Annotated in this window: 18 protein-coding genes; 11 read left to right on the forward strand and 7 right to left on the reverse strand. The window is 64.5% G+C overall.

Annotation, left to right across the window (positions count from 1 at the left end):
• Window positions 1-78 precede the first annotated feature (78 nt).
• Both ACQR1L_RS22930 and ACQR1L_RS22935 read right to left on the reverse strand, forming a co-directional pair.
• The gene (locus tag ACQR1L_RS22930) at window positions 79-753 is read right to left on the reverse strand and encodes a LuxR C-terminal-related transcriptional regulator (protein ID WP_434860188.1); all 675 of its coding nucleotides are present in this window, start codon (window positions 751-753) and stop codon (window positions 79-81) included.
• Window positions 750-1211 carry a response regulator gene (locus ACQR1L_RS22935; RefSeq protein ID WP_434860189.1) on the reverse strand — a complete coding sequence of 154 codons (462 nt, stop codon included), beginning with the start codon at window positions 1209-1211 and terminating at the stop codon, window positions 750-752. The genes ACQR1L_RS22930 and ACQR1L_RS22935 overlap by 4 nt, the downstream gene beginning before the upstream one ends.
• 309 nt (window positions 1212-1520) lie before the next feature.
• Between ACQR1L_RS22935 and ACQR1L_RS22940 the strand changes: the two genes are divergently transcribed.
• A complete protein-coding gene (locus ACQR1L_RS22940; protein ID WP_434860190.1) occupies window positions 1521-1883 on the forward strand; it encodes a hypothetical protein in 363 nt (120 codons plus the stop codon).
• Window positions 1884-2370: 487 nt separating this feature from the next.
• Here ACQR1L_RS22940 and ACQR1L_RS22945 read toward each other — a convergent pair whose 3' ends face one another.
• Entirely contained in the window at window positions 2371-3231 is an 861-nt protein-coding gene (locus ACQR1L_RS22945; RefSeq protein ID WP_434860191.1) for a response regulator, read from the reverse strand.
• A 545-nt stretch (window positions 3232-3776) separates the two neighbouring features.
• Here ACQR1L_RS22945 and ACQR1L_RS22950 point away from each other — a divergent pair.
• From ACQR1L_RS22950 to ACQR1L_RS22975, 6 genes are all read left to right on the forward strand, one after another.
• The gene (locus ACQR1L_RS22950; protein WP_434860192.1) at window positions 3777-4169 is read left to right on the forward strand and encodes a hypothetical protein; all 393 of its coding nucleotides are present in this window, start codon (window positions 3777-3779) and stop codon (window positions 4167-4169) included.
• Window positions 4170-4327: 158 nt separating this feature from the next.
• Window positions 4328-6292, forward strand: coding sequence for a hypothetical protein (locus tag ACQR1L_RS22955; RefSeq protein ID WP_434860193.1), 1965 nt, complete (start codon window positions 4328-4330; stop codon window positions 6290-6292).
• Window positions 6293-6300: 8 nt separating this feature from the next.
• Window positions 6301-8175, forward strand: a complete 1875-nt coding sequence (locus ACQR1L_RS22960) for a glycosyltransferase family 2 protein (RefSeq protein ID WP_434860194.1) — start codon at window positions 6301-6303, stop codon at window positions 8173-8175.
• Entirely contained in the window at window positions 8172-9671 is a 1500-nt protein-coding gene (locus ACQR1L_RS22965) for a hypothetical protein (protein ID WP_434860195.1), read from the forward strand. The genes ACQR1L_RS22960 and ACQR1L_RS22965 overlap by 4 nt, the downstream gene beginning before the upstream one ends.
• A gap of 27 nt (window positions 9672-9698) precedes the next feature.
• Complete coding sequence (locus ACQR1L_RS22970; protein ID WP_434860196.1) at window positions 9699-10658, forward strand: response regulator; 960 nt, start codon at window positions 9699-9701, stop codon at window positions 10656-10658.
• Entirely contained in the window at window positions 10649-11503 is an 855-nt protein-coding gene (locus ACQR1L_RS22975; RefSeq protein WP_434860197.1) for a hypothetical protein, read from the forward strand. Before ACQR1L_RS22970 ends, ACQR1L_RS22975 begins: the two co-directional genes overlap by 10 nt.
• A gap of 1 nt (window position 11504) precedes the next feature.
• Here the strand turns inward: ACQR1L_RS22975 and ACQR1L_RS22980 are convergent, their stop codons facing one another.
• Window positions 11505-12527, reverse strand: coding sequence for a glycoside hydrolase family 113 (locus tag ACQR1L_RS22980; protein WP_434860198.1), 1023 nt, complete (start codon window positions 12525-12527; stop codon window positions 11505-11507).
• Window positions 12528-12908: 381 nt separating this feature from the next.
• Between ACQR1L_RS22980 and ACQR1L_RS22985 the strand changes: the two genes are divergently transcribed.
• The 3 genes from ACQR1L_RS22985 to ACQR1L_RS22995 are packed head-to-tail and all read left to right on the forward strand — an operon-like array spanning window position 12909 to window position 17184.
• Entirely contained in the window at window positions 12909-15650 is a 2742-nt protein-coding gene (locus tag ACQR1L_RS22985) for a PAS domain S-box protein (protein WP_434860199.1), read from the forward strand.
• On the forward strand, window positions 15647-16087 hold the full coding sequence (locus ACQR1L_RS22990; protein ID WP_434860200.1) for a response regulator: 441 nt from the start codon (window positions 15647-15649) through the stop codon (window positions 16085-16087). The genes ACQR1L_RS22985 and ACQR1L_RS22990 overlap by 4 nt, the downstream gene beginning before the upstream one ends.
• Window positions 16084-17184, forward strand: coding sequence for a sensor histidine kinase (locus ACQR1L_RS22995; protein WP_434860201.1), 1101 nt, complete (start codon window positions 16084-16086; stop codon window positions 17182-17184). Before ACQR1L_RS22990 ends, ACQR1L_RS22995 begins: the two co-directional genes overlap by 4 nt.
• On the opposite strand, the gene ACQR1L_RS23000 is transcribed toward ACQR1L_RS22995, so the two are convergent.
• Window positions 17162-17377 (reverse strand): hypothetical protein, encoded by a 216-nt coding sequence (locus ACQR1L_RS23000; RefSeq protein ID WP_434860202.1) that lies wholly within the window; start codon window positions 17375-17377, stop codon window positions 17162-17164. The genes ACQR1L_RS22995 and ACQR1L_RS23000 overlap by 23 nt on opposite strands.
• Before the next feature lie 166 nt (window positions 17378-17543).
• Between ACQR1L_RS23000 and ACQR1L_RS23005 the strand changes: the two genes are divergently transcribed.
• Window positions 17544-18023, forward strand: a complete 480-nt coding sequence (locus tag ACQR1L_RS23005) for a peptidoglycan-binding domain-containing protein (RefSeq protein ID WP_434860203.1) — start codon at window positions 17544-17546, stop codon at window positions 18021-18023.
• Between the two features lie 663 nt (window positions 18024-18686).
• Here ACQR1L_RS23005 and ACQR1L_RS23010 read toward each other — a convergent pair.
• Complete coding sequence (locus ACQR1L_RS23010; protein WP_434860204.1) at window positions 18687-19601, reverse strand: NAD(P)-dependent oxidoreductase; 915 nt, start codon at window positions 19599-19601, stop codon at window positions 18687-18689.
• The gene (locus tag ACQR1L_RS23015; RefSeq protein WP_434860205.1) at window positions 19598-20002 is read right to left on the reverse strand and encodes a carboxymuconolactone decarboxylase family protein; all 405 of its coding nucleotides are present in this window, start codon (window positions 20000-20002) and stop codon (window positions 19598-19600) included. Before ACQR1L_RS23015 ends, ACQR1L_RS23010 begins: the two co-directional genes overlap by 4 nt.
• Between the last annotated feature and the right edge of the window lie 13 nt (window positions 20003-20015).

Consider the following 20015-nt stretch of genomic DNA (forward strand, 5'->3'; position numbering starts at 1 on the left):
GCGCCTGCCTGCTTCGGTCAGCCTGGATTGGACGAGCGGCCAGCTCGGTGACGGAACGATCGATCTCGATCTCGCCGTTCAACTCCCGCATCTGACCTTCCCGCAACGCTCCGGCGGGACCGCTCGACGCCGCCCGGCCTTCGCCGATTGCTGACCGTCGGCCGCATACTGATCTTGAGCCGCCAAGCGAAGCAGGTCTGCGAGGTTCTTCGCTCCGGATTTCCGCATCAGGGCCGCCCGGTGACCTTCATAGGTTCGCGGGCTGATCTGCAGCCGCACCGCACCTTCCTTGTTCGAATATCCGTCCCGAACCAGACCGAGAACCTCCTGCTCGCGCGTGGTCAGCGAACGCAACCAGACTGCGTTTTGCGGACTCGGTCTGGCCTCATCGTGGGCGTTGCCGACCCGCGACCACCACCTGATGACGTCACGACTTTGCGCAAACGCGGTCTGCTGCCTGAGTGGCGCCTCGAACGTATCGCCAAGCCGTTGCACCAGTCTGCAGACGGCCTCGGCCTCGCGCAGCGCGTTCTCAGCGACTTCCCTCAGCGACACGCCATCATGTTCGATCTCAGGAAAGCGGCTGCCGCTCTGACAAAGGTCTTCGAGGTAGAGCAGCAGCGCAGTCAATGGTCCATTCAATTGGTGAGCGATCGCCGCGCCCACCTCGTTCGCGGCAATGGCACGATCGTCACGCGGCAATTTCGCCTCGGAACGAGCCGCGTCGGTCATCTCGCCGCTGAACCGGCTCATCGCAGCAGAACTCCAGAATGCGCGTGGAGCGGCAAGCTCAGGTCGATGGCCTCGATCAGCTCGTGGGAAGAGAACGGCTTGCGAAGATAGCGCGACGCGCCGCGTTGCAGAGCCGTCCTAAGATAGTCGACCGGCTCGAGCGAGCTACGCAGCCTGAAGCCGGACATGGCGACAATGGGCACCGCTGATCGTTGCCGGATATAGGCAATCGCGTCGAGTCCGCTCATTCCGGTCATGAAGAGATCGACCAGAACCACGTCGAAACTCGAATGCGCGAGCGCTTGAATACCCGCATAGGCGCCCGACGCCAGCTCGGTCCGACATCTGCGACGCGCCAGGAACACCTTGATCGCCGCTCCGACGCTCTCGTCGTCGTCGATGACGAGAACCCGCAAGAGCGGGGCAGCCGTGACGGCTGGTTCGACCTGGATATGGGCGACTTGCCCTGACGCGTACATGGCAGAACCCCAGCGGCGACAAGATCACAGCCTCGCAACGCCGCGATCGATGCAACCAGCGGCGCTACGCCTCGGCAAAGCTATTCAGCCATGTCTGACGGTGCGTTAATTTCGCTGCACGTAAAACTACCTGAACCATCGGCCGCCCCTGCCCCGGGGCGGCTCCGCCTGCGGTTTGCTCCGGCGAACCGTCGACGCCGGGCTCGCCGGATCGACCATCTTCGCGATCGAACGCATTGATCCGTGTGCGATGACTTGAAATTAATTCTTCAGCGGGACGCTGCTGGAATGTAGCAGCAGGAGGACTGCATGACCGGCGACCAATTCGAGGCCCGCCTTGCCAAGGTGAGGCACCGCTTCGCAACCGCACTCGAAAGCAAGATCACGGCTACTCTCGTCTTCGCAGACCGCATGTCGCGCGGAGACGACGCCAGTGGCGCGCTCGTTTCGGAGTCGTATCGTCATCTGCACGGCATCTGCGGCATCGGTCCGACGGTCGGCTTCGCCGCCACCGGGCAGGCGGCGCGCACCGCCGAGACGGCGCTGCTGCGCGCGATGGCGGAGAAGCGCAAGCCGACCAGTCGCGAGATCTCGAACCTGAAGGAGGCGCTCGCTCATCTGCAATCGGCGGCAGCGTCGGAATTGCGGATGATGTATCAGCGCGGTGGATAGCAGATCCGCCCCCGGTGAGGACGCGCCTGATCACACGTCCTCGCGTCCGCCACGACGGGCTTCGACACGCTGAGACGCGCCGGCCTTTGCTGGCCTCTCTCCGCGCGCGGGCGGTGGCGCCTCGCTCATTCTCGCCAATGGGAAGCGGATCATGAGCGCCACTGGCGCCGCTCCCGGCGCCTGCGCTGTTCATCGGGACGATGGAACGCGGGGCACACCGAAGCGCGTGTCGAGGTGCGATCGCATGTGACGACATGCGTCAAGCGCGGATTGCCCTCGGCCAACAGTTCACTCCGTGCCAGGGCTTGTCGCGCCCGTGCGGCCTCAGCCGCTCCAGCGCGGCAAAGGCTCAGCCATCCATCGCATTTCGAGGGCCCTGGACGACGGAGATGGAAACAGCCGGGCGCAGCTGGAGGTCAGATGCGATGCCCCTGCGTGCCGCGAAGGTCGACGGAGGACCATCCCTGCGACGCGGGAATTGCTGCCATCAGCAGGCAGACAGCGCCCCTTCTGGCATTGCGGCGAAACCGCAATACCTTCGCAACACGTCCAGCAGCTCGGCGCCGTCAGTCGATTTATGCAGGACCCGGGCCGCGCCAGGATGACCGTCGATATCCTCCTGAAGCTTGCGCTTGATCGGCCTGCTGAGATGCCGTCCCGACTGGACGATGACCGGAATGTCGCGGGTCTCTGACGCACTCCGCAGCTTCGCGAGAAGATAGTTGGCATCGCCGTACGGCATGGAGAAATCAGCGACGATGACACTCGGATGCTCACGCCGCGCTTTCCAGAATCCTCGGGTGGCATCGCTCGCATACAGAAGATCGGCTCCCAGCCTTTCGAACTGGTGCTCGAGCATCTTCTTCACGCTGACATCGTCATCGATGAGCAGCACGCGTGGACGTCGCCTGACGTCTGCCGCAGAAAATTGTCCGGCCGCTTGTGCGATCTCGGCATTTCGCTCGGGATAGATCTCGGCGAGGCTTGCCGCGAGCTCTTTCCAGAACAGACGGCCTTTGGGTATGAACGTCGCGGCAAGCCCGTCGCATAGCTCGACGGTCTTGTCATCCGCCCTCCCGGTCATCACGATGACATGAGGCGCTTTCTTGGCTGCGTCCGACAGATAGCCCAGGACGCTCAATCCATCGATCTCCGGCAGGTGCACGTCGATCAGGAGAACGTCAGGCCGGTGTTCGGCCGCCCTGATCAGAGCCTGCAATCCGGTCGTCGCTGTCAGGACGAAGAAGCCCATCCACGTACACCAGTCGGCGGTCGCCTTGAGGACCAGGGGATCATCGTCGACAATTAAAATTGTCGAGATCGCCCTGCTCACCTGTCGTGCATCCATCGCTTGCGCTCCCACTTCGGTCCGAGATCCCATTCTTGACGAGGGATTGCACCGTAGCTCCAGCCGACCCGCGCAATACCTCACCGACGGCATCCGGCGTTCGGCCACCGCGATCCGATCAAGGCAGCCTAAATGTCAGGATAAGACGATCGCAGGTAGAACTACGCGATTTCCGACCGGTGTGGGACCGCCGATGCGCCGCTATCGCGCCGGCATCGTCGCCGTGGAGCTCCCGGCGAATGTGCCGCCCGCAAGCGCGGTTTCGACGCAACGAAGCATCCGCGTCGTCAGCGAGCGTATTTCTACGCGAAAAAGTGTGCGTCCGAAAGTAACGAAAGTCGCTCAGCCTTTATCGACGCGCGGGAACGCCGCGCTGACGAGTCATCCGGGATGCGGAGCGGTCATTCATGCACCACCATGTCACCATGCCATCGGAAGAATGCCAGTGATGGCCGCGCTCGCAGCATCTTGGCTTCGGCGTGCGTCCGTCGTGTTACCTCATCTCTCCGCGGCAACCGCAACGGTCGAACCGTAAGGAACGTCGGATGCTGGACGAGACGTCCCGATGCGCGGCGATGGACAAACAACTCGAGGCACGCCTCGCCGTCGTGCGCGGGCGCTTTTCGACAAGACTGACCGAACGGTTGGAGCAGGCCGCCATCGACCTGCCGCGAATGACAGGAGATCAGGCCACCTCGGCGGAGCTGGTCGCGAAGACCTATTGCTGGATCCACGACATCTGCGGGATCGCCTCGACGATCGGATTTGGGGCGATCGGTCAGGCGGCGCGAGCATGCGACAGCGTTCTGCTCGGGCCTTATCGCTCGCGGCGAGGATTGGAGACCGAAGAACTCAATGCCTTGACTACTCATTTCGAACGGCTGCGACTTGCCGCTGAAGCCGCGCAATGCGGCACGGATGCGAGCCGGGGGACCTGATACTACAGTGACGGGGGAATATCGTGTCGTATGTCGTGCGTTTTGTCCTGGCTGCGGCTCTCGCAATCCAGGCGTCGTCAGTCCATGCCCAGCAACGCAGGCCGCCAGCCGCTCCGGCGGAGCCGGCGCGGCCAGCCGCCTTCCAGCCGTCGCCGCTCATGGCCGCGCTCCCGGCGACGATCGTCGAGACGACACCCAAATCGCTGCGAGTCGGTATTCCCATCGCCGATGCCGGATTTCCCGAAGGGTTTCGCTTGTCGAATCTCGGCGGCCGGCGCGAACTCTATATTCGCGTTCCGCAGGGCGTCGAACTCAATCTGGCCGAACTCGTTCTCGCCTATGACGACGTGAGCGCCCACGAGGCGCGCCGCAGCCTGGAGATCCTGGCGAACGATCGTTCGATCGCCGCGCTGACCTTGGATGGGAAGGGTACGGGGCGCACCGCCCGCATCTCGCTTGCGAATGCGTCGGCACGCGAAGGCTTTCTCAAGCTATCGTTCGTGTATTCCGGCGCAGCGACGCAGGATCGCTGCATCGATGTCCGCTATGTCGGGGACAGCGTCACCATCCGCCCCGAAACCATGGTCGACTTTACCCTGGGACTTTCGGGCACACCGAACATTGCGGTGACCGCGGCGCTGATGCCCCGGGACGTCGGCATCCTGCTGTCCAGCGCATCGCCGCCTGCTGCCGATATCGCGACCGCGCTGACGATTGCCCGATCCCTGAAGGCCGGCGGCCGGACCGTCAGTTTTCATCACGGCAGGAACGCCATGCCGGACCTGGTCGACCAGGACAACAGGGGACGCTGGACGCGTGGCCTGATCGTCGTCGGATCGTTCGATGAGATCGCGGACCGGCTCGATGGGCCGGCGGCAACATTGGTCAACTACGCGCGCGGCGCGCGGGCCACCAACACGCTTGCGGCAGGTCGGATCGGCGGCGTTCCGGTTCTTCTCGCCTCGGATTCCGGCTCGTCTCAGATCGGAAGACTGCTCGGCGATCCCTCGCTCCTGGCGCTCCGTGATACGCCGACGGCGTCGATCGGAACGATCTCGGTCGCCAGAAAGCCGACCGATCGAATCAGCTTCAACGACCTCGGTTTGACTGCGCCGCGCGTCGATGTGTTCGGCCGCGCCGAGCTTCCCATGACGATCGCGAGCCAGTCGCTGCCGGCGGGCACCCGCCCCTCGCGCCTCGTCCTCGATGTCATGGTCGCTCCCGACGGTGCCGGCGAAAAGGCCGTGGTCAGCGCCTTCGTCAACGAGCACCTGCTCGCCAGCACGGTCGCCGCGATCGGCGGACCGACGCGGCTCGATTTTGCCCTTCCGGACGGACTCGTCGGCACGATCGCGAATATCAGAACGGTGGTGCAGCGTCGCAGTTCGCAGGGCGACTGCCGGTTCGAGCCGCAGGGCTACCCTGCCGAGCTCCTCGGCTCGAGCCAGGTGATTCTGTCGCCGATCGGCCCGGCAGCACGCGACTTCTCCGACCTGGTGAGCTTGTGGGGCGACGGCATCCAGATTCACCTGCCGGCATCGACGGCTGACCGCCCACTCTCGGTGCTGGCGTCGTTATCCGGCGTGGTGAGCGGGTTGTCGAACAGGACGACGCCGATCGAGGTGACCTATGTCGACGCCAAGGCCGCGGCGTCACCGTCGGCGCCCTTCATTTCGGTCAGCAGCTCGCCTCCCGCCGGAGCCGATCAGCGCGTGCGGTTCGATCGCGGCCGCGTCGCCATCACCGATCGCAACGACCGCGTTCTGCTCGACCTCGGCGGGATGACCACCGGTGCCGTCGCGCAAATCGTGACTGCGAATGGCTTTCCCGGACTATGGATTCGTTCGCTGAGCGGCGACGGATCATTGTCCGCGGCGCCCGCCATCAATCTCGACCGCGGCGACGTCGCAATTCTCGACCGGAGCGGCGTCGCCCTCGCGCTCTCCAGCTATCGCGACACCCTTCTGCGCGTCACCTATGCCGACCAGCAGTCGTGGACAGCCAACCTCGATCGCGGCTGGCCCTGGATCGTTGGCGTCACCTGGGTGATCGCGACCGTCGCGCTGCTGATGCTGGCCCAGCGCATGTACCGCCGCCGTGTATCTCGCCGTGCCGGCGAATAGGTTCTGCCATGCAGCCCTTGTCAGCTTCCGATCGCGCCCTCGGCGACATCCTCGTCGCCCGCCGCGTCCTCTCGCTCGGCCAGCTCGACGAGGCCATCGCCCTCGCCGAGGCCTGGCACGTCAGCCTCGGCAACGCCATCCTGTCGCGCAACTGGGCGGAGCCGGCGATCTACTATCAGGCCGTCGCCTACCATTACGAATTGCCGTTCGTCGACCTGATCCGCGATCCACCGGACCTCGCACTCCTTCGCGAGGGGGAGGCGGATATCTACGCCCGCATGCTGATCATGCCGTGGAAGCAGAGCGACGGACGGTTGATGATTGCGACCGCCGAGCCCGGGCCCGAGACGCTGCTGTTTGCGAGAAAACGTTGGGGAGCGAACATCGGCTTCGTCGTCGCGACCAAGTTCGACATCGTCTGGGCGGTGCAGGCCGCGTTCGACGACGCATTGTCGGCGCGCGCCGTCTACGAACTCGCCGACCTCAATCCCGAGCTCTCGGCGCAGCGGGTCTTCACCCCGCAACAAATCGCCTTCGGCTACGCGCTGCTCAGCCTGATCCTGCTCGGCCTGGCGCTATCGCCCCTCACGACGCTGATCGCCCTCAACGTCGCCATGAGCGTCTTCTATCTCGGCAATTTCGCCTTCAAGGGCCTGCTCGTGCTGTTTGGCGGCGTGCGCATGGCCGACGAGACCATCGCGATCGAAGCGCGCGCGCTCACGGACGACGAACTGCCGGTCTTCACGGTGCTGGTGCCGATGTACAAGGAGCCGGCCATGCTGCCGATGCTGGCTCAGGCGCTGCGCGACCTCGACTACCCCCTGGGAAAGCTCGACATCAAGCTGGTGCTGGAGGCCAGCGACCACGAGACGATCGAGGTCGCCAGCAAGCTCGGTCTCGAAGGCATGTTCGAGATAATCCGGGTCCCGCCATCGCTGCCGCAAACCAAGCCCAAGGCCTGCAATTTCGCGCTGCAGTTCGCGCGCGGCGAATTCCTCGTGATCTACGATGCCGAGGACCGGCCGGAGCCGGACCAGCTTCGCAAGGTGGTCGCGACGTTCCGGAAGTCCTCGGCCAATACGGCCTGCCTGCAATGCAGCCTGAGCTATTTCAACGCGAGCGAAAACTGGCTCACGCGCATGTTCACGCTGGACTATGGCCTGTGGTTCGACCAGATGCTGCCCGGGCTGGACCACCTCCGCATTCCGATCCCCTTGGGGGGCACGTCCAATCATTTCAAGATCGACGTGCTGCGCGAGTTGCACGGCTGGGATCCGTTCAACGTCACCGAGGACGCCGATCTCGGCGTGCGCCTGACCCAGCATGGCTATCGCGTCGGCATCGTGGATTCCACCACGTTCGAGGAGGCAAGCTGCCACGCCGGCAACTGGATCAGGCAGCGCTCGCGCTGGATGAAGGGCTACATGCAGACCCTTCTGGTTCACACCAGGCGCCCGCTCCGCTTCATGCGCATGATCGGACCGCTGGGTTTTCTCGGCTTCGTCTTCTTCATCGGCGGCACGGTGCTGTCCGGCCTGCTCAACCCGGTGTTCTGGCTGCTCTATCTCGCCTGGATGATCGCCGCGATCAGCGGGCTCGAGGCGGTGTTTCCGGAACCGCTGCTGTTCCTGGCCCTGTTCAACCTTCTCGCCGGCAATGGCGCGTTGATGTTCCTCAACATGCTGGCGCCGATCCGGCGCGGCTGGCTCAATCTCATTCCCTATAGCCTCACGGCGTTCGGCTACTGGGTCATGCTCTCGATCGCGACCTATCGCGGTCTGTGGCAGTTGCTGCGCAATCCGTTCTATTGGGAGAAGACGCATCACGGCGTGTCCAAGCATGTCGCGCGCGAACTGGCGCAGGCGCAGGAGGCCGCCGCATGAGCCGCCTGTTGCCGCTCGGGACGTTGATGGCCGTCGCCTGCGTGGCCGTCTTCGTCGTCTCGCTCAGCGCCGTAACGGCCGGCCTCGTTCCCAACGATGCCGTGACGTTGTGGGCAAGCGCGATGACCGCGGGCGAAGGGCAGATGCCGATCGGGCGCATTCTGGCGGCCTATCCCACCATTCCCTTCCTCGCCACGACGCTGCTGCAAGTCGTCACTCCTGCCGGGACGCCCACCCCCGTTCTCCTGACCGGCGTCGTCCTCGCGCTGCTCGCCGGCAGCTTGCTGACCTCTTTCCATCGCATCGGCATCGCCGCCACCCTCGCGCCGTTGATCGTCGTTCTGATCGTGATGCATCCCGCGATCCTGCGTGCCGCGATGGCCGGGCCGTCCGAGATGATCTTCACGGTCTTTCTGTTCCTGCTCGGCTGCGCCTTGTTCAGACTGCGCGCCCGCACCGGCGCGCCCGAGGTGATGGCTGTCGCGCTGTCGCTGCTCGGATTGACCTTCTCGCATCCGATGGGCGCCGCAATCACTTGCGCCGCCGTGCCGTTTCTGGTTCTCGCGATCCAGCCCGAGCAGCTCTCCAGGACGGCGTTGAACCTGGTGCTCGCCTTGCTGTTTCCGACGGCGTTCTGCGTCGCGGCCTTCTCCTACATGTCCTGGATATTCCCCGGCAGCGGCTGGACCTTCCTGGTGGCGCCCGCCGAAGGGGTCGCCACCTGGGCGGCGGGATTCTTCACCCTGTTCGGCCGCGGAGTGTCCGGCTCCCTCTCGGTCGACGCCGGCCTTGCGACCATGGCGGCGATCCTGATCGGCGCGCCCATCGCGGGCTTCGCGATCGTGTCGATATGGCGCCAGCGGCCTCTGCTGGCGCCCATGCTGATGTTCATCGCGACAGCCGTCGCGGCAGCCGTTCTCGCGGTCACGACCGGCCTGTTCGGTGATCCCGCGGCGCTTGCGGTGATGCCGCCGGTCCTGGCGGCGATCGTCATCATCCACATGCCGCCGGTGCGCAAGCGGTTGGAGATCGTGATGGCATTGCTCGCGCTCGGTTGGGTCGGCGGCGTCGCTGGCCTGGCGATCGCGGATCCCAGCGGAGCCGTCAATGTCGCCATCGCCCTGGAGGGTCGTCACGTCGACGCGGAGCGGAGCGCGGCGATCGATCTCGGCCAGGCCAGCGTCGGACGCGATGGAATTCTCGTCGACACGCTGAACGCTCCCGCGATCGTCATCGGGCGAGGCAGCGCGCGCGGATTGCTGTCGCCATCCGACGAGACATTCACGCTCGGGATTCTGTTCTCGCGGATCGACGCTCCGTTCGTGGCCGTTCCCGATCCGGACATCGGCAGCGGAGCGCAGGACCGGCTGAACAAGGCCTTCCCTCTGCTCTATCGGCGGGGAGCCGCGGGCTATGAGCTCATCTACGACAAGGCCGGCTGGCGACTGTTCGGGCGGACGAACGTCATGCCCGGACAAACCGCCAGCCGGCTCTGATGTGAGGACCATTCGAGGGAGTTCACCATGCGTATTCTCGTTGTCGACGATTCCGAAGACGGGCGGGACATCACCGAGGCGATGCTGCTGGCCGCGGGCTATGAACAGGTCGTGACGGCGGGGTCGGCCCACGATGCCTACCGGGCGCTCGGGATCGGCGCATCGTCGGCAGATCCGGTGACGGTCGATCTCGTGCTGCTCGACATCGTCATGCCCGAGGTCGACGGCATCGAGGCCTGCGCGCGGATCCGCAACGACCCGCGCTACGCCAGCGTGCCGATCATCATGGTGACGGCGCTCGGCGATACCGCGAGCCTCGGCAATGCGTTCATCGCCGGCGCGACCGACTACATCACCAAGCCGGTGGACAGGGTCGAACTGCTGGCCCGCGTGCGATCGGCGCTCAAGCTGAAGGCGGAATTCGACCGCCGCGAAGCCCGCGAGGCCGAGTTGACACGACTGGCGTCGGGATCAGGCGACCGTCGCGCATCGAACTGGATCGATCGCAGCACGGGTCTGTTCGTCGGCGAAATGGCCGAGGCGTATCTACTCGCGGATGTGAACTTTCCGCCTGGTACAGAGACCTCCATCATCGCGCTCGCCGTCGATCGGCTTTGCGTGCAACTGGAGACCGGGAAGGCCGCGGAATCCGGCATCATGGCAAGGGTCGCAGCCGCGGTGCGCGCGGCCACGGCCTCTGTCGGCGTGGTCGCGGCCATCTACCGCGACGGACTCATCGTCCTCATCCTCCCCGACCAGTCGCGCGCGTCAGCCATGAAGCTGGCCGAGACGTTGCGCGCCGCGATCGCAGGTCTCAGGATCTCCAATCCGGAAGCGATCGCGGCGCATCACGCGACCGCAAGCGTTGCCGTCGTGACCGAGCGCGTCAATGGCGCAGGCCGCATCCATCTGCTGACCCGCGCCATCGCAGCAGTGTCGGACATTGCCGCAACCGGCGGCGACCGTGTCGTGCCGCAATGCGCCTAGCTCTTTGCACGGCCCGAGCGTATGCCGCGACGTCCCTCAGCGCGCTGGCCGGACGTTGGAAGATCCTGTGCCTCATCGCCATGATCTCGGCGGGCTGCGCGGGCCAGGCGTGGGCCGGCGCCTGGACGCTCGATGCCGGAACAGGCGCCCTGGTGTTCACCGGCACCGCGATGCAGTCGACCCGCATTTTCGACAGCGGCAGCGCGCTGCGTCGCATCCCGCGCTACAGCAAGGACGAAGCCCAGCTGCTGGTCGAGTACGGCCTCACGGACTGGATCACCGCCATCGTCCAGCCCTCGCTGCAGCACATCGACATCGCCTCGCCCATCGGAGCGCAACGCAGCGGCCTCGGCTACACCGACCTCGGAGCCCGGGCCCGTGTCTGGTCCGACTCCTCCTGGGTGTTTTCCGTCCAGGCGATCTTCCGCGTGCCCGGCACGTCCGACTCATCGAACCTGGCCGCGATTGGCCAGACCGACCGGCAGATCGAGCTGCGCGGCCTCGCGGGCTACAGTTTCAAGGCTGGAACGCTTCCCGCCTTCGTCGATCTCCAGATCGCGCAACGCTATCGCCTGAACGGCCCGCCGAGCGAATTCCGGACCGACATCACCTTCGGCATTCGCCCAACCGAACGCTGGCTGCTGCTCGCACAGTCGTTCAACGTGCTGTCCGAGGGCGCTGGTACCACAGGCTTCGGCAGCTACGCCTATCACAAGGCCCAGCTCAGCGCCGTCTACGCGTTGACTCCGGCGCTGTCGCTGCAGATCGGCGGCTACTCCACCTATTGGGGGCGGAATGCCCTGCAGGAGAACGGCCTCGTGGTCGGAGCCTGGTACAGGTTCTGACTCAGGGTTTGCGGCATACGCCGGCCCATGCGCAGGACAGCACGGCTTCTGCCGGCTTACCCTGCACGGTGAAGTCGGTGTCGGCGGTCCCGCCGGCGGCCGGATCGGTGAACCAGCGCCAGACCAGGACGCCCACGACCGCCGGGCGGCCAAGCACCGCGAGCCAGTCCGCGATCACGTCGGCCTGCAACTGCATGTCCACGGGCGCGGCCCTCTCTTCGGCGCTTTCCCAGGGTTTTGCGGCAGCGCCCTTGGCCGAACGCAATCCGATCTCGGCCACCAGCACGGGCTTGCCCCAACGCTCCGACAACGCGTCGAGACGCCTGGCCTCCGCTTCCATCGCAGCGATACGGCCGCCACGGTCGTCGTCGGGGCCAAGGGGCGGATACAGGGATACGCCGATGACATCCAGCAGCGGCCAGAAGCCGATCGCTTCGGCTTCGTCCGCATTGTGCGCGACGTAAAGCAAGGTTCGTGGAAACGCCGACCTCACGGCCTTGATCACGGCGCTCCATTCGGGACGCCGCGTGGTCTTTGCGAGCTCGGTGCCGATGGCGAGGACATCGGCACCTTCGTCGGCTGCCATTCGAGCCATGCGCTCGAGCTGCGCCTGGTACCGCACGAACCAGGCTTTCCAATCCTGCTCCGATGCCGGCTCAACGGCGCCGGCCCAGCTGTCCGGTACCCAGACATGTGGCTTGACGATCACCGTCAGACCGAGCCGGCGCGCCTGCCGGATTGCCGCGCGCAGCGCCTCGTCGGACATGGCGCTTCCCGCGATGATGTCCGGTGCCGACGGGGTCGACTGCCAGAGAAACGGAATCACGGCGACAGAATTGGCGCCAAGCCTCTTCGCCATCGACAAGGCCTGCTCCGCTGTCGCGGTGCCAAACGGATGGTCTGGTGTCGCTACGACGTTGAAACCGTCCAGGCGCCTGCCCAGCGCCGGACTATGTAAGAGGTAGCCGGCGAACGCGCCCCAGACCAGCGATCGAACTAAGAGCTGCATTAATCTGCTACGCATTTGATTCGGCCTGTCGATATTCTGACAACGGTTCTCACATCAACGACTTCCTGCACAACTCGGAGTCGAAACTCGATGTCGGCCAAGCACCCGATACCGTCACGCTCCAGACCTCGATCGAAGCGCTTCTCTCTCGCCAATCGTTTTTGCACAGCCTGAACAAAGAACTCCGCAAAACTCCGGATAGCGCCGACAACGACGGCTCCGCAACAGCATCAGCCCGCACTTAGCTGTTTATATTCGTGATGCAATCGTCTAAGTTACCGCTTTAGGTAGCATTACGCACGTCAGCGAAACTCACCTTTTATGCACGTCGTCTATTAGTTGAGAGTTATCATCGGCATCTGGTCCGATGGACAGCGTATTCACTTTCATCACTGGATGTTGGTCGACATCGACATGAATGTGCAATTCCAGCTGCGCTCAGTCGACGTATTGCATGTCGACGACGACGCCGACGCCCGGGAGATCGTCGGGACGGCCATCGCAGTCGACTCGAACTTCAATGTGCGGAGTTGCGCCTCCGGCGAGGAGGCACTTGCCGCAACCGTAAAATGGTCTCCTGACCTCATCCTGCTCGACCACAACATGCCAGGCATGGACGGCCCCACGACGCTGGCGCGTTTGCGGGAGCGACCACAGACCGCAGGCATTCCCGTTATCTATGTCACCGGCACCACGAGCGCAAAGGAGCTGGACGACCTTCGGCGCGTCGGCGTCGCAGGGGTCATCGCGAAACCCTTCGATCCCACCTCGCTCTGCTCACAGATCAACGGAATCCTCTGCAAGAGCCACCGCGAACTGGAAAGAGCGAAGAACGAGCTCGAAGAAAAGGCCGCAATCGCCGATGCCCTCCTCGACTCATCGGAAGACGCGATCGTTGCCAAGGACCTCTCGGGTACGATCTTGTCATGGAACGTCGCGGCCGAGCGTCTCTTCCAGTTCCGGCCGAACGAGGTCATCGGCCGGAGCATCCGTATCCACATCCCGCCCGAGCAGCTGATCCACGACGACTACATCCTCGATCAGGTGAGGCAGGGTCGACATATCGACAATCTGGAAACGCGGCGTTTGCGCAAGGACGGCACCGCGATCGACGTGTCGATCAGGGCCATCCCGATCCGGCGGCGTGATGGCACGATCATCGGCGCATCGATCATCGAGCGCGACATCAGCCGGCAGAAGCGGGTCGAAGACCAGTTCCGGAAGAGCAATGTCTCCCTCGAGCAGGAGGTCGCCGCCAGGACGGCGGAGCTCAAGACCCTCATCGATGCCGTGCCGAGCGTCATGGCCTATTGGGACCGCGACCTTCGATGCCGCTTCGCGAACTCGGCCTATGCGGAATGGTTCGGCCGATCGCTGGAAGAGCTCGTCGGTTGCCACGTCACGTCGCTGCTGGACGCGACCCTGTTCGCCGAGGCCGAGCCTCATATCCAGGCCGCTCTGTCGGGCCAGCCGCAGAACTACGAGCGGATGCTGAACAAGGCGGATGGAAGCATCCGCGACACCTGGACCAACTACATTCCGCATCGCGACGCCAACGGCGACGTGATCGGCTTTTTCGTACTCGTCACCGACATCACCGAGATGCGCGAAGCACAGCGCATGATCAAGGAGAGCGAAGCCCGGTATCGCATTCTGGCCGATAACAGCTCGGACCTGATCATCCAGCTCGATCGTGACCTTCGCCTCCGCTATGTCTCGCCAGCATGTCGGGACATCTTGGGGGTGGATGAAAGCGAGCTGCTGGGCCAACAGCCGTACGGCCCGATCCACCCCGAGGATGTCGAGCAGTTGCAGACGACCCTCAATTCGCTGCTGGCCGACGAGGCCGAGCAGAGTTCGATCTCCATCCGCGCCCACGATCGGAACGGCCGCCGGATCTGGCTCGAAGCGGTGATGAGATCGCTCAAGGATCCGGCTTCGGGCGAGACGACCGGGATCGTCGGCGCGCTCAGAGACATATCGGCGCGCAAGGCCGCAGAGGAGCGATTCCGTCTCGTGGTCGAGTCCACCCCGACCGCCATGGTCATGGTCGACCGCTCCGGTCTGATTTCGCTGGTGAACCGGCAGACTGAACGGCTGTTCGGCTACGACAGCGACGAATTGCTCCGGCGTCGGATCGATCTGCTGTTGCCGGCCGCCGAACGAGATCGGCACCATGCCCACCTCGAATGGTATTTCGCCAGTCCGGTTCTCAGGGAGTCGTTGCAACGCGCGATGGGTCCGGGGCGCGAAGTCTATGGCCGGCGCAAGGATGGCAGCGAGTTTCCCATCGAGATCAGTCTCACGCCGATCGACACGGACGAGGGCGTCATGGTGCTCGGCGCGATCGTCGATATCACGCACCGGAAGCTGGCCGAGGAGGAACGCCGTCAATTCAATGAAAGGCTGGAGCAAGAGGTCGCGCAACGCACCGCCGAGCTCGAGGCCGCGAACAGGGAGCTCGACGATTTTGCCTATGCGGCATCCCACGACCTCAAGGCGCCGCTGCGGGTCATCGACAATGCTTCGAAATGGCTCGAAGAGGATCTTGCGCCGCACCTGACCGGCGAAAACCTGGTGAGCATGCAGCTCCTGCGCGGCCGCGTGAGACGGCTCGAGAAACTGCTCGACGATCTCCTGGAATTCTGCCGCATTGGCCGCGAGGCCGCCGGCAGCGAGATCATTTCCGGTGCCGAACTCATGGACGACGTGCTGGCCATGATGACGCCGCCGGATGGCTTCGAGGTGATCGTGGACCCCGCGTTCGGCGCGATCGAGGTCTTTCGCATGCCCTTGCAGCAGATCATGATGAACCTGATCGGCAATGCCATCAAGCACCATGACAAGGCGGCTGGTCGCATCGAGATCTCCGTGGTCGATCGCGGGTCGCATCACACCTTTGCCGTCAAGGATGACGGTCCCGGCATTCCGGCTCAGTTCCACGACAGGATCTTCAAGATGTTTCAGACCCTGAGACCACGAGACCAGGTCGAAGGCAGTGGCATGGGTCTCGCCATCGTACGCAAGCAGATCGAACTCTCGGGCGGCTCGATCCTCCTCGAATCGACCGTCGGCGAGGGCACGACCTTCTATTTCACCCTCCTCACTCCCAACGCGGCGAAGGAACGGAAACGATGACGGCCGACGCCGAACGGGCGCGCGATGTGACGATCCTGCTCGTCGACGACGACGAAGGCGACGCCAGATCCGTGCAACGCGCATTCAAATCCGCACGGATCATCAATCCGCTGCTGAGAGCCAACGACGGCGCCGATGCGCTCGACATCCTGCGCGGCACGAATGGGAAGACGAAGCTGAGCTCGCCCTACATCCTGCTCGTCGACATCAACATGCCGCGCATGACCGGCATCGAGTTCGTCAGTGAAATCCGGCGGGACGACGGCTTGAAGCGCAGCATCGTGTTCATGCTGACGACCTCGAGCAGGGACGAGGACAAGGTTGCCTCCTACAACCTCAACGTTGCCGGGTACATCCTCAAGGAGCGCGTCGGCGAAAATTTTCAGAAGCTCGTCGAGTTGATGCAGGGCTATTGGCGGATCGTGGAGTTCCCATGAGCCAGCCACATGCCGCCGGTGATGCCGTGACGATCCTGATCACGGACGACGACGACGCAGACCGCAAGAACGTCATGCGCGCCCTGAGGCGTGCGGGGATCTCCTGCGAATGCGTCGAGACCGACAGCATCGACATGGCGCTGGCCACGTGCGAGCGGCAGTCGTTCGATGTTGCGGTCGTCGACTATCAACTTCCGGGACGCGATGGGCTCGACGGCGTGGAAGCCCTGCACCGGAGCGCCCCGGGAATGTTCATCGTCATGGCGACGGGCCAGGGCGACGCGACCATCGCGACCGAGGCGATGAAGCGTGGCGCATCGGACTACATCGCGAAGGAACACATCAACGAGCGATCCATCGGCCGCATTCTCCGCTATGCGCGCAAGAAAGCCGCCATGCAGCTTGCGCTGGATCAGCAGCGCGAGGAACTGGAACGGTTCGCCGACGTCCTCGTGCACGATCTGAAATCGCCGATCTCCTCGATCCGCGGATTTGCGTCGATCATCAGCCATGCCGTCAAGTCGGGCAATGCCGACCCGGCCAAGATCAGCGACTATTGCGGACGCATGGTCCACCTCGGCGAGCGCATGGTCGCGTTGCTCGACACCCTTCACGAATACACCAAATCGGATGCGCATGTCGTGTTCGAGCCCGTCGACATGAATCTTGTGGTGGAGGACACGCTCTCCAATCTGGGACAGATCATCAGCAACAGGGGAGCGAAGGTGACACGGGGCGATCTTCCGATCGTCTTTGGCCACGCACCGCTCTTGACACAGCTGCTCCAGAACCTGATCGGAAACGGCATCAAGTATTGCAAGGCCACCGTACCGGCATTGCACGTGTCCGCCATGCCAGAGAAGGCGGATTTCTGGCGGATCGGCGTTCGTGACAACGGCATCGGCATCGCTCCGGAATTTCACCGGCAGATCTTCGAACCGTTCAAGCGATTGCACGGCCGGGACGAGTTCGAGGGCACCGGCCTCGGACTCGCGACGTGCCGGAAGATCGTGGACCGTCACAATGGCAAGATCTGGTGCGAGTCCAATCCTGAGGGAGGGACGACATTCAATTTCACGCTTCCCATTCCAGCTTGAAGATCCGCACACGCAAGCCAACGACCACGTTGCAGACTGGCGGCGTGACAGACAGCCGCAACTCGTCCTTGTCGCTGCGCAGAACGTCGACATAGCGGCGATCTCGAGTCTGCACCATCTGCGACCGGCATGCTGCGGCGCAGGCGCCGCGCACGGCCTGAGACAGCGGCCGAGCCCGCACCGCCGCCGCCATCGCTCCGCCTGAAATGCGTCGGAATAATCGCTCGGGCACGGAACCGTGCGCCACGGACCACAGTTACTTGAATCCAGCAGAGTCCCACCGCCGAAGTCCGAGCGTTCATCGCGGCATGGGCCTATGCTTGAGATCGAATCGTCGCGTCGAGACGAAGGGGACGGTAATGCGCGGCTTGATCCTGGCATTGTCCATCATTGCGATGGTCGACAGCGCACACCTTGCCGAAGCGGGGCTGAGCAGCAAACCTCGTGAGACGTCGGCCCCTGCCACCACGACGATGGCCACCGACGCAGCGTCCCAGGAGACCGAGGATCAGATCGGCCTCACCCGGGCCAAGCGCCGCGACGTGCAGCGCAGGCTCTCCAGCCTCGGCTTCGAAACCAAGGTCAATGGCAAGTTCGACGAGTCCACGCGGGCGGTGATCGCGCGCTGGCAGGAGGAGCGCGGCTACCCCGCCACCGGCTTCCTCAATGCCGCCCAGCACAAGGAAATGGCGAGCGCTGCAGCGGAGGCGCGAAGGGCCGATCGTCCATCGCGACGTCGCGTCGCGGGGCGTCCGCGCTCGTCGCCCGGTGTCGGCGGCCCCATCGGCGCGATCGGCGGCGCGATGCACAGGGTGGTCGGCGGAATATTCCGACGTTGACGTCCGGGCTCGCCCCCTCGACGCTTCCCATCCCCGCTCGAACTGGGCTGTGATCGCAGGTCCCGCCGTTTCGTTCTGCCGCCTCGACGGGGAAGCCTGACGGGGTCGCGCGTCTCGCGCCGGATCTTGTCGATCCAACCTGTCCAGCCAACCCGCTAAAAAGAATTCTCTTTCTATTTTTCGGAAACAATGGTATCTATCTTCGTCCCGCCTCGCCATGAGGGGCGCTTCGCGATCGTCACGACGCGCGGGGCTGGGATGCGGTGGGTGCGAGGGTCTCGCAGCGTGGCTCAAGGCCATGCGGACGAACGGGACCGCGCGCCGGCGAAGTCGCATGGTCCTGGTCTCCCGATGCTGAGGCCAAGCGGATGGTGATGATGATCCGTCCGTGACGGGGGCAAGACAGCCCGGTCCCCGGGGAGAGTGCGTATAAGCCGCCCAACCATCGCGCGGGGAATGCCGGGATGTCTCGGCTGAACCTGTGGTGACTGCCGCCTGCTTTTTTTCTGCAGGCGGGCCATGGGTGCGGCCAGCGCCCGGCATTCCTCGCGCCCTCATGATCCCGAGGGCCAAGGCCTCGATCAACTCGGACGCTCCTGGCGTCGCGAGACGGTGATGCGTATGCCGCAGCTTCGCGCCACGCCGGACGCCGGGGACACCTCGTCACCGGCCCGGTCTTCGCTCATCGCTCCCGAGCTCGACTCCGGCCAGCGCCTCGCTGAGCTTTGCCAGCGCCGTGTGATCCTGCCCCGGGCCGAGCAGCGCCTGCGCGCTGGCGCTGAGTTCGCGACACAGGTTGGAGAACGGCGCGGCGACGCCGCTCGTCCGCGCCACTTCGAGCGCGATCGACAGGTCCTTGACCATCAGGTCGAGGCCGAAGCCGCTGTTGAACTGACGCGACAGCACGAACTGCCTGAACTTCTTCTGCGTCGAATTGTTCATGCCGGTCGAGGCATTCAGCACGTCGGTCATCAGGCCGGGATCGATGCCGAACTGCTGGCCGATCAGCAGCGCCTCGATGCCGATCAGGAATCCGCCGGCGGAGACGAGGTTGTTGAGCGCCTTCATCGCCTGCCCCGAACCGAGGCCGCCGATGCGATGGATCGTATTGCCCATCGCGCGCAACAGCGGCTCGACGCGGTCGAGCGCGGCGGCGTCGCCGCCGGCCATGATCGCGAGCTCGCCGGTCTTCGCGCGCGGCACGCCGCCGCTCACCGGCGCATCGAGCATGATGACGCCGAGCGGCGAGAGATCAGCCGCGATCGCCTGCGTCGCCGCCGGGGCGCCGGAGCTCATGTCGATCAGGATGTGCCCCTGATTCAAGCCGGGTCGCAGCGCGGCGACGGCCTCGGCGACATGCTTGCTCGTCGGCAGCATCGTGATGATGACCTCGGCCTGCGCCGCAGCCGCCGCCAGATCGGCGGCTTCCGTGCCGCCGACCTCGCGCACGAAATCCGCGGCGCGCCCGGCGACCGCGTCATTGACGACGACAGTGTAGCCGGCTTTCAGCAGCTGCGCGGACATCGGCCAGCCCATATTGCCGATGCCGACGAACAGAACGTTTGTCGGCGCGCTCATGCGCCGTCCTTCTTCGGGATCGCGCCTTCGGCGATCAACACCTCATGCGCCGCCTTGAACGCTTCGAGGCCGGCGGGAATGCCGCAATAGACCGTCGCATGCAGCAGGATCTCCTTGATCTCGTCGACCGTCACGCCATTGGTCAGCGCGCCCTTGACGTGCAGCTTCAACTCGCTCGGCTTGCTCAGCGCCGTGAGCATCGCGAGGTTGACGATGCTGCGGGTGCGGCGATCGAGACCCGGGCGGGTCCAGGCATAGCCCCAGCACATTTCGGTGGTGATGTGCTGGAAGGCCATCATGAAATCGTCGGCCTTGGCGAGGCTGCCATCGACATAGCCCGCGCCAAGCACCTCGCGGCGCACCTTGAGGCCCTTCTCGAACAATTCCGTTTCGTCGCTCATCGGCACGTCTCCT

This window comes from Bradyrhizobium sp. HKCCYLR20261 (genome assembly GCF_051168435.1).
Classification (GTDB): Bacteria; Pseudomonadota; Alphaproteobacteria; order Rhizobiales; family Xanthobacteraceae; genus Bradyrhizobium.

Bases quoted from the DNA above. Each gene is read 5' to 3' on its own strand.
- ACQR1L_RS22930 (WP_434860188.1), bottom strand. From the start codon at position 753: ATGAGCCGGTTCAGCGGCGAGATGACCGACGCGGCTCGTTCCGAGGCG.
- ACQR1L_RS22935 (WP_434860189.1), bottom strand. From the start codon at position 1,211: ATGTACGCGTCAGGGCAAGTCGCCCATATCCAGGTCGAACCAGCCGTC.
- ACQR1L_RS22940 (WP_434860190.1), top strand. From the start codon at position 1,521: ATGACCGGCGACCAATTCGAGGCCCGCCTTGCCAAGGTGAGGCACCGC.
- ACQR1L_RS22945 (WP_434860191.1), bottom strand. From the start codon at position 3,231: ATGGATGCACGACAGGTGAGCAGGGCGATCTCGACAATTTTAATTGTC.
- ACQR1L_RS22950 (WP_434860192.1), top strand. From the start codon at position 3,777: ATGCTGGACGAGACGTCCCGATGCGCGGCGATGGACAAACAACTCGAG.
- ACQR1L_RS22955 (WP_434860193.1), top strand. From the start codon at position 4,328: ATGGCCGCGCTCCCGGCGACGATCGTCGAGACGACACCCAAATCGCTG.
- ACQR1L_RS22960 (WP_434860194.1), top strand. From the start codon at position 6,301: ATGCAGCCCTTGTCAGCTTCCGATCGCGCCCTCGGCGACATCCTCGTC.
- ACQR1L_RS22965 (WP_434860195.1), top strand. From the start codon at position 8,172: ATGAGCCGCCTGTTGCCGCTCGGGACGTTGATGGCCGTCGCCTGCGTG.
- ACQR1L_RS22970 (WP_434860196.1), top strand. From the start codon at position 9,699: ATGCGTATTCTCGTTGTCGACGATTCCGAAGACGGGCGGGACATCACC.
- ACQR1L_RS22975 (WP_434860197.1), top strand. From the start codon at position 10,649: ATGCGCCTAGCTCTTTGCACGGCCCGAGCGTATGCCGCGACGTCCCTC.
- ACQR1L_RS22980 (WP_434860198.1), bottom strand. From the start codon at position 12,527: ATGCGTAGCAGATTAATGCAGCTCTTAGTTCGATCGCTGGTCTGGGGC.
- ACQR1L_RS22985 (WP_434860199.1), top strand. From the start codon at position 12,909: ATGTTGGTCGACATCGACATGAATGTGCAATTCCAGCTGCGCTCAGTC.
- ACQR1L_RS22990 (WP_434860200.1), top strand. From the start codon at position 15,647: ATGACGGCCGACGCCGAACGGGCGCGCGATGTGACGATCCTGCTCGTC.
- ACQR1L_RS22995 (WP_434860201.1), top strand. From the start codon at position 16,084: ATGAGCCAGCCACATGCCGCCGGTGATGCCGTGACGATCCTGATCACG.
- ACQR1L_RS23000 (WP_434860202.1), bottom strand. From the start codon at position 17,377: ATGGCGGCGGCGGTGCGGGCTCGGCCGCTGTCTCAGGCCGTGCGCGGC.
- ACQR1L_RS23005 (WP_434860203.1), top strand. From the start codon at position 17,544: ATGCGCGGCTTGATCCTGGCATTGTCCATCATTGCGATGGTCGACAGC.
- ACQR1L_RS23010 (WP_434860204.1), bottom strand. From the start codon at position 19,601: ATGAGCGCGCCGACAAACGTTCTGTTCGTCGGCATCGGCAATATGGGC.
- ACQR1L_RS23015 (WP_434860205.1), bottom strand. From the start codon at position 20,002: ATGAGCGACGAAACGGAATTGTTCGAGAAGGGCCTCAAGGTGCGCCGC.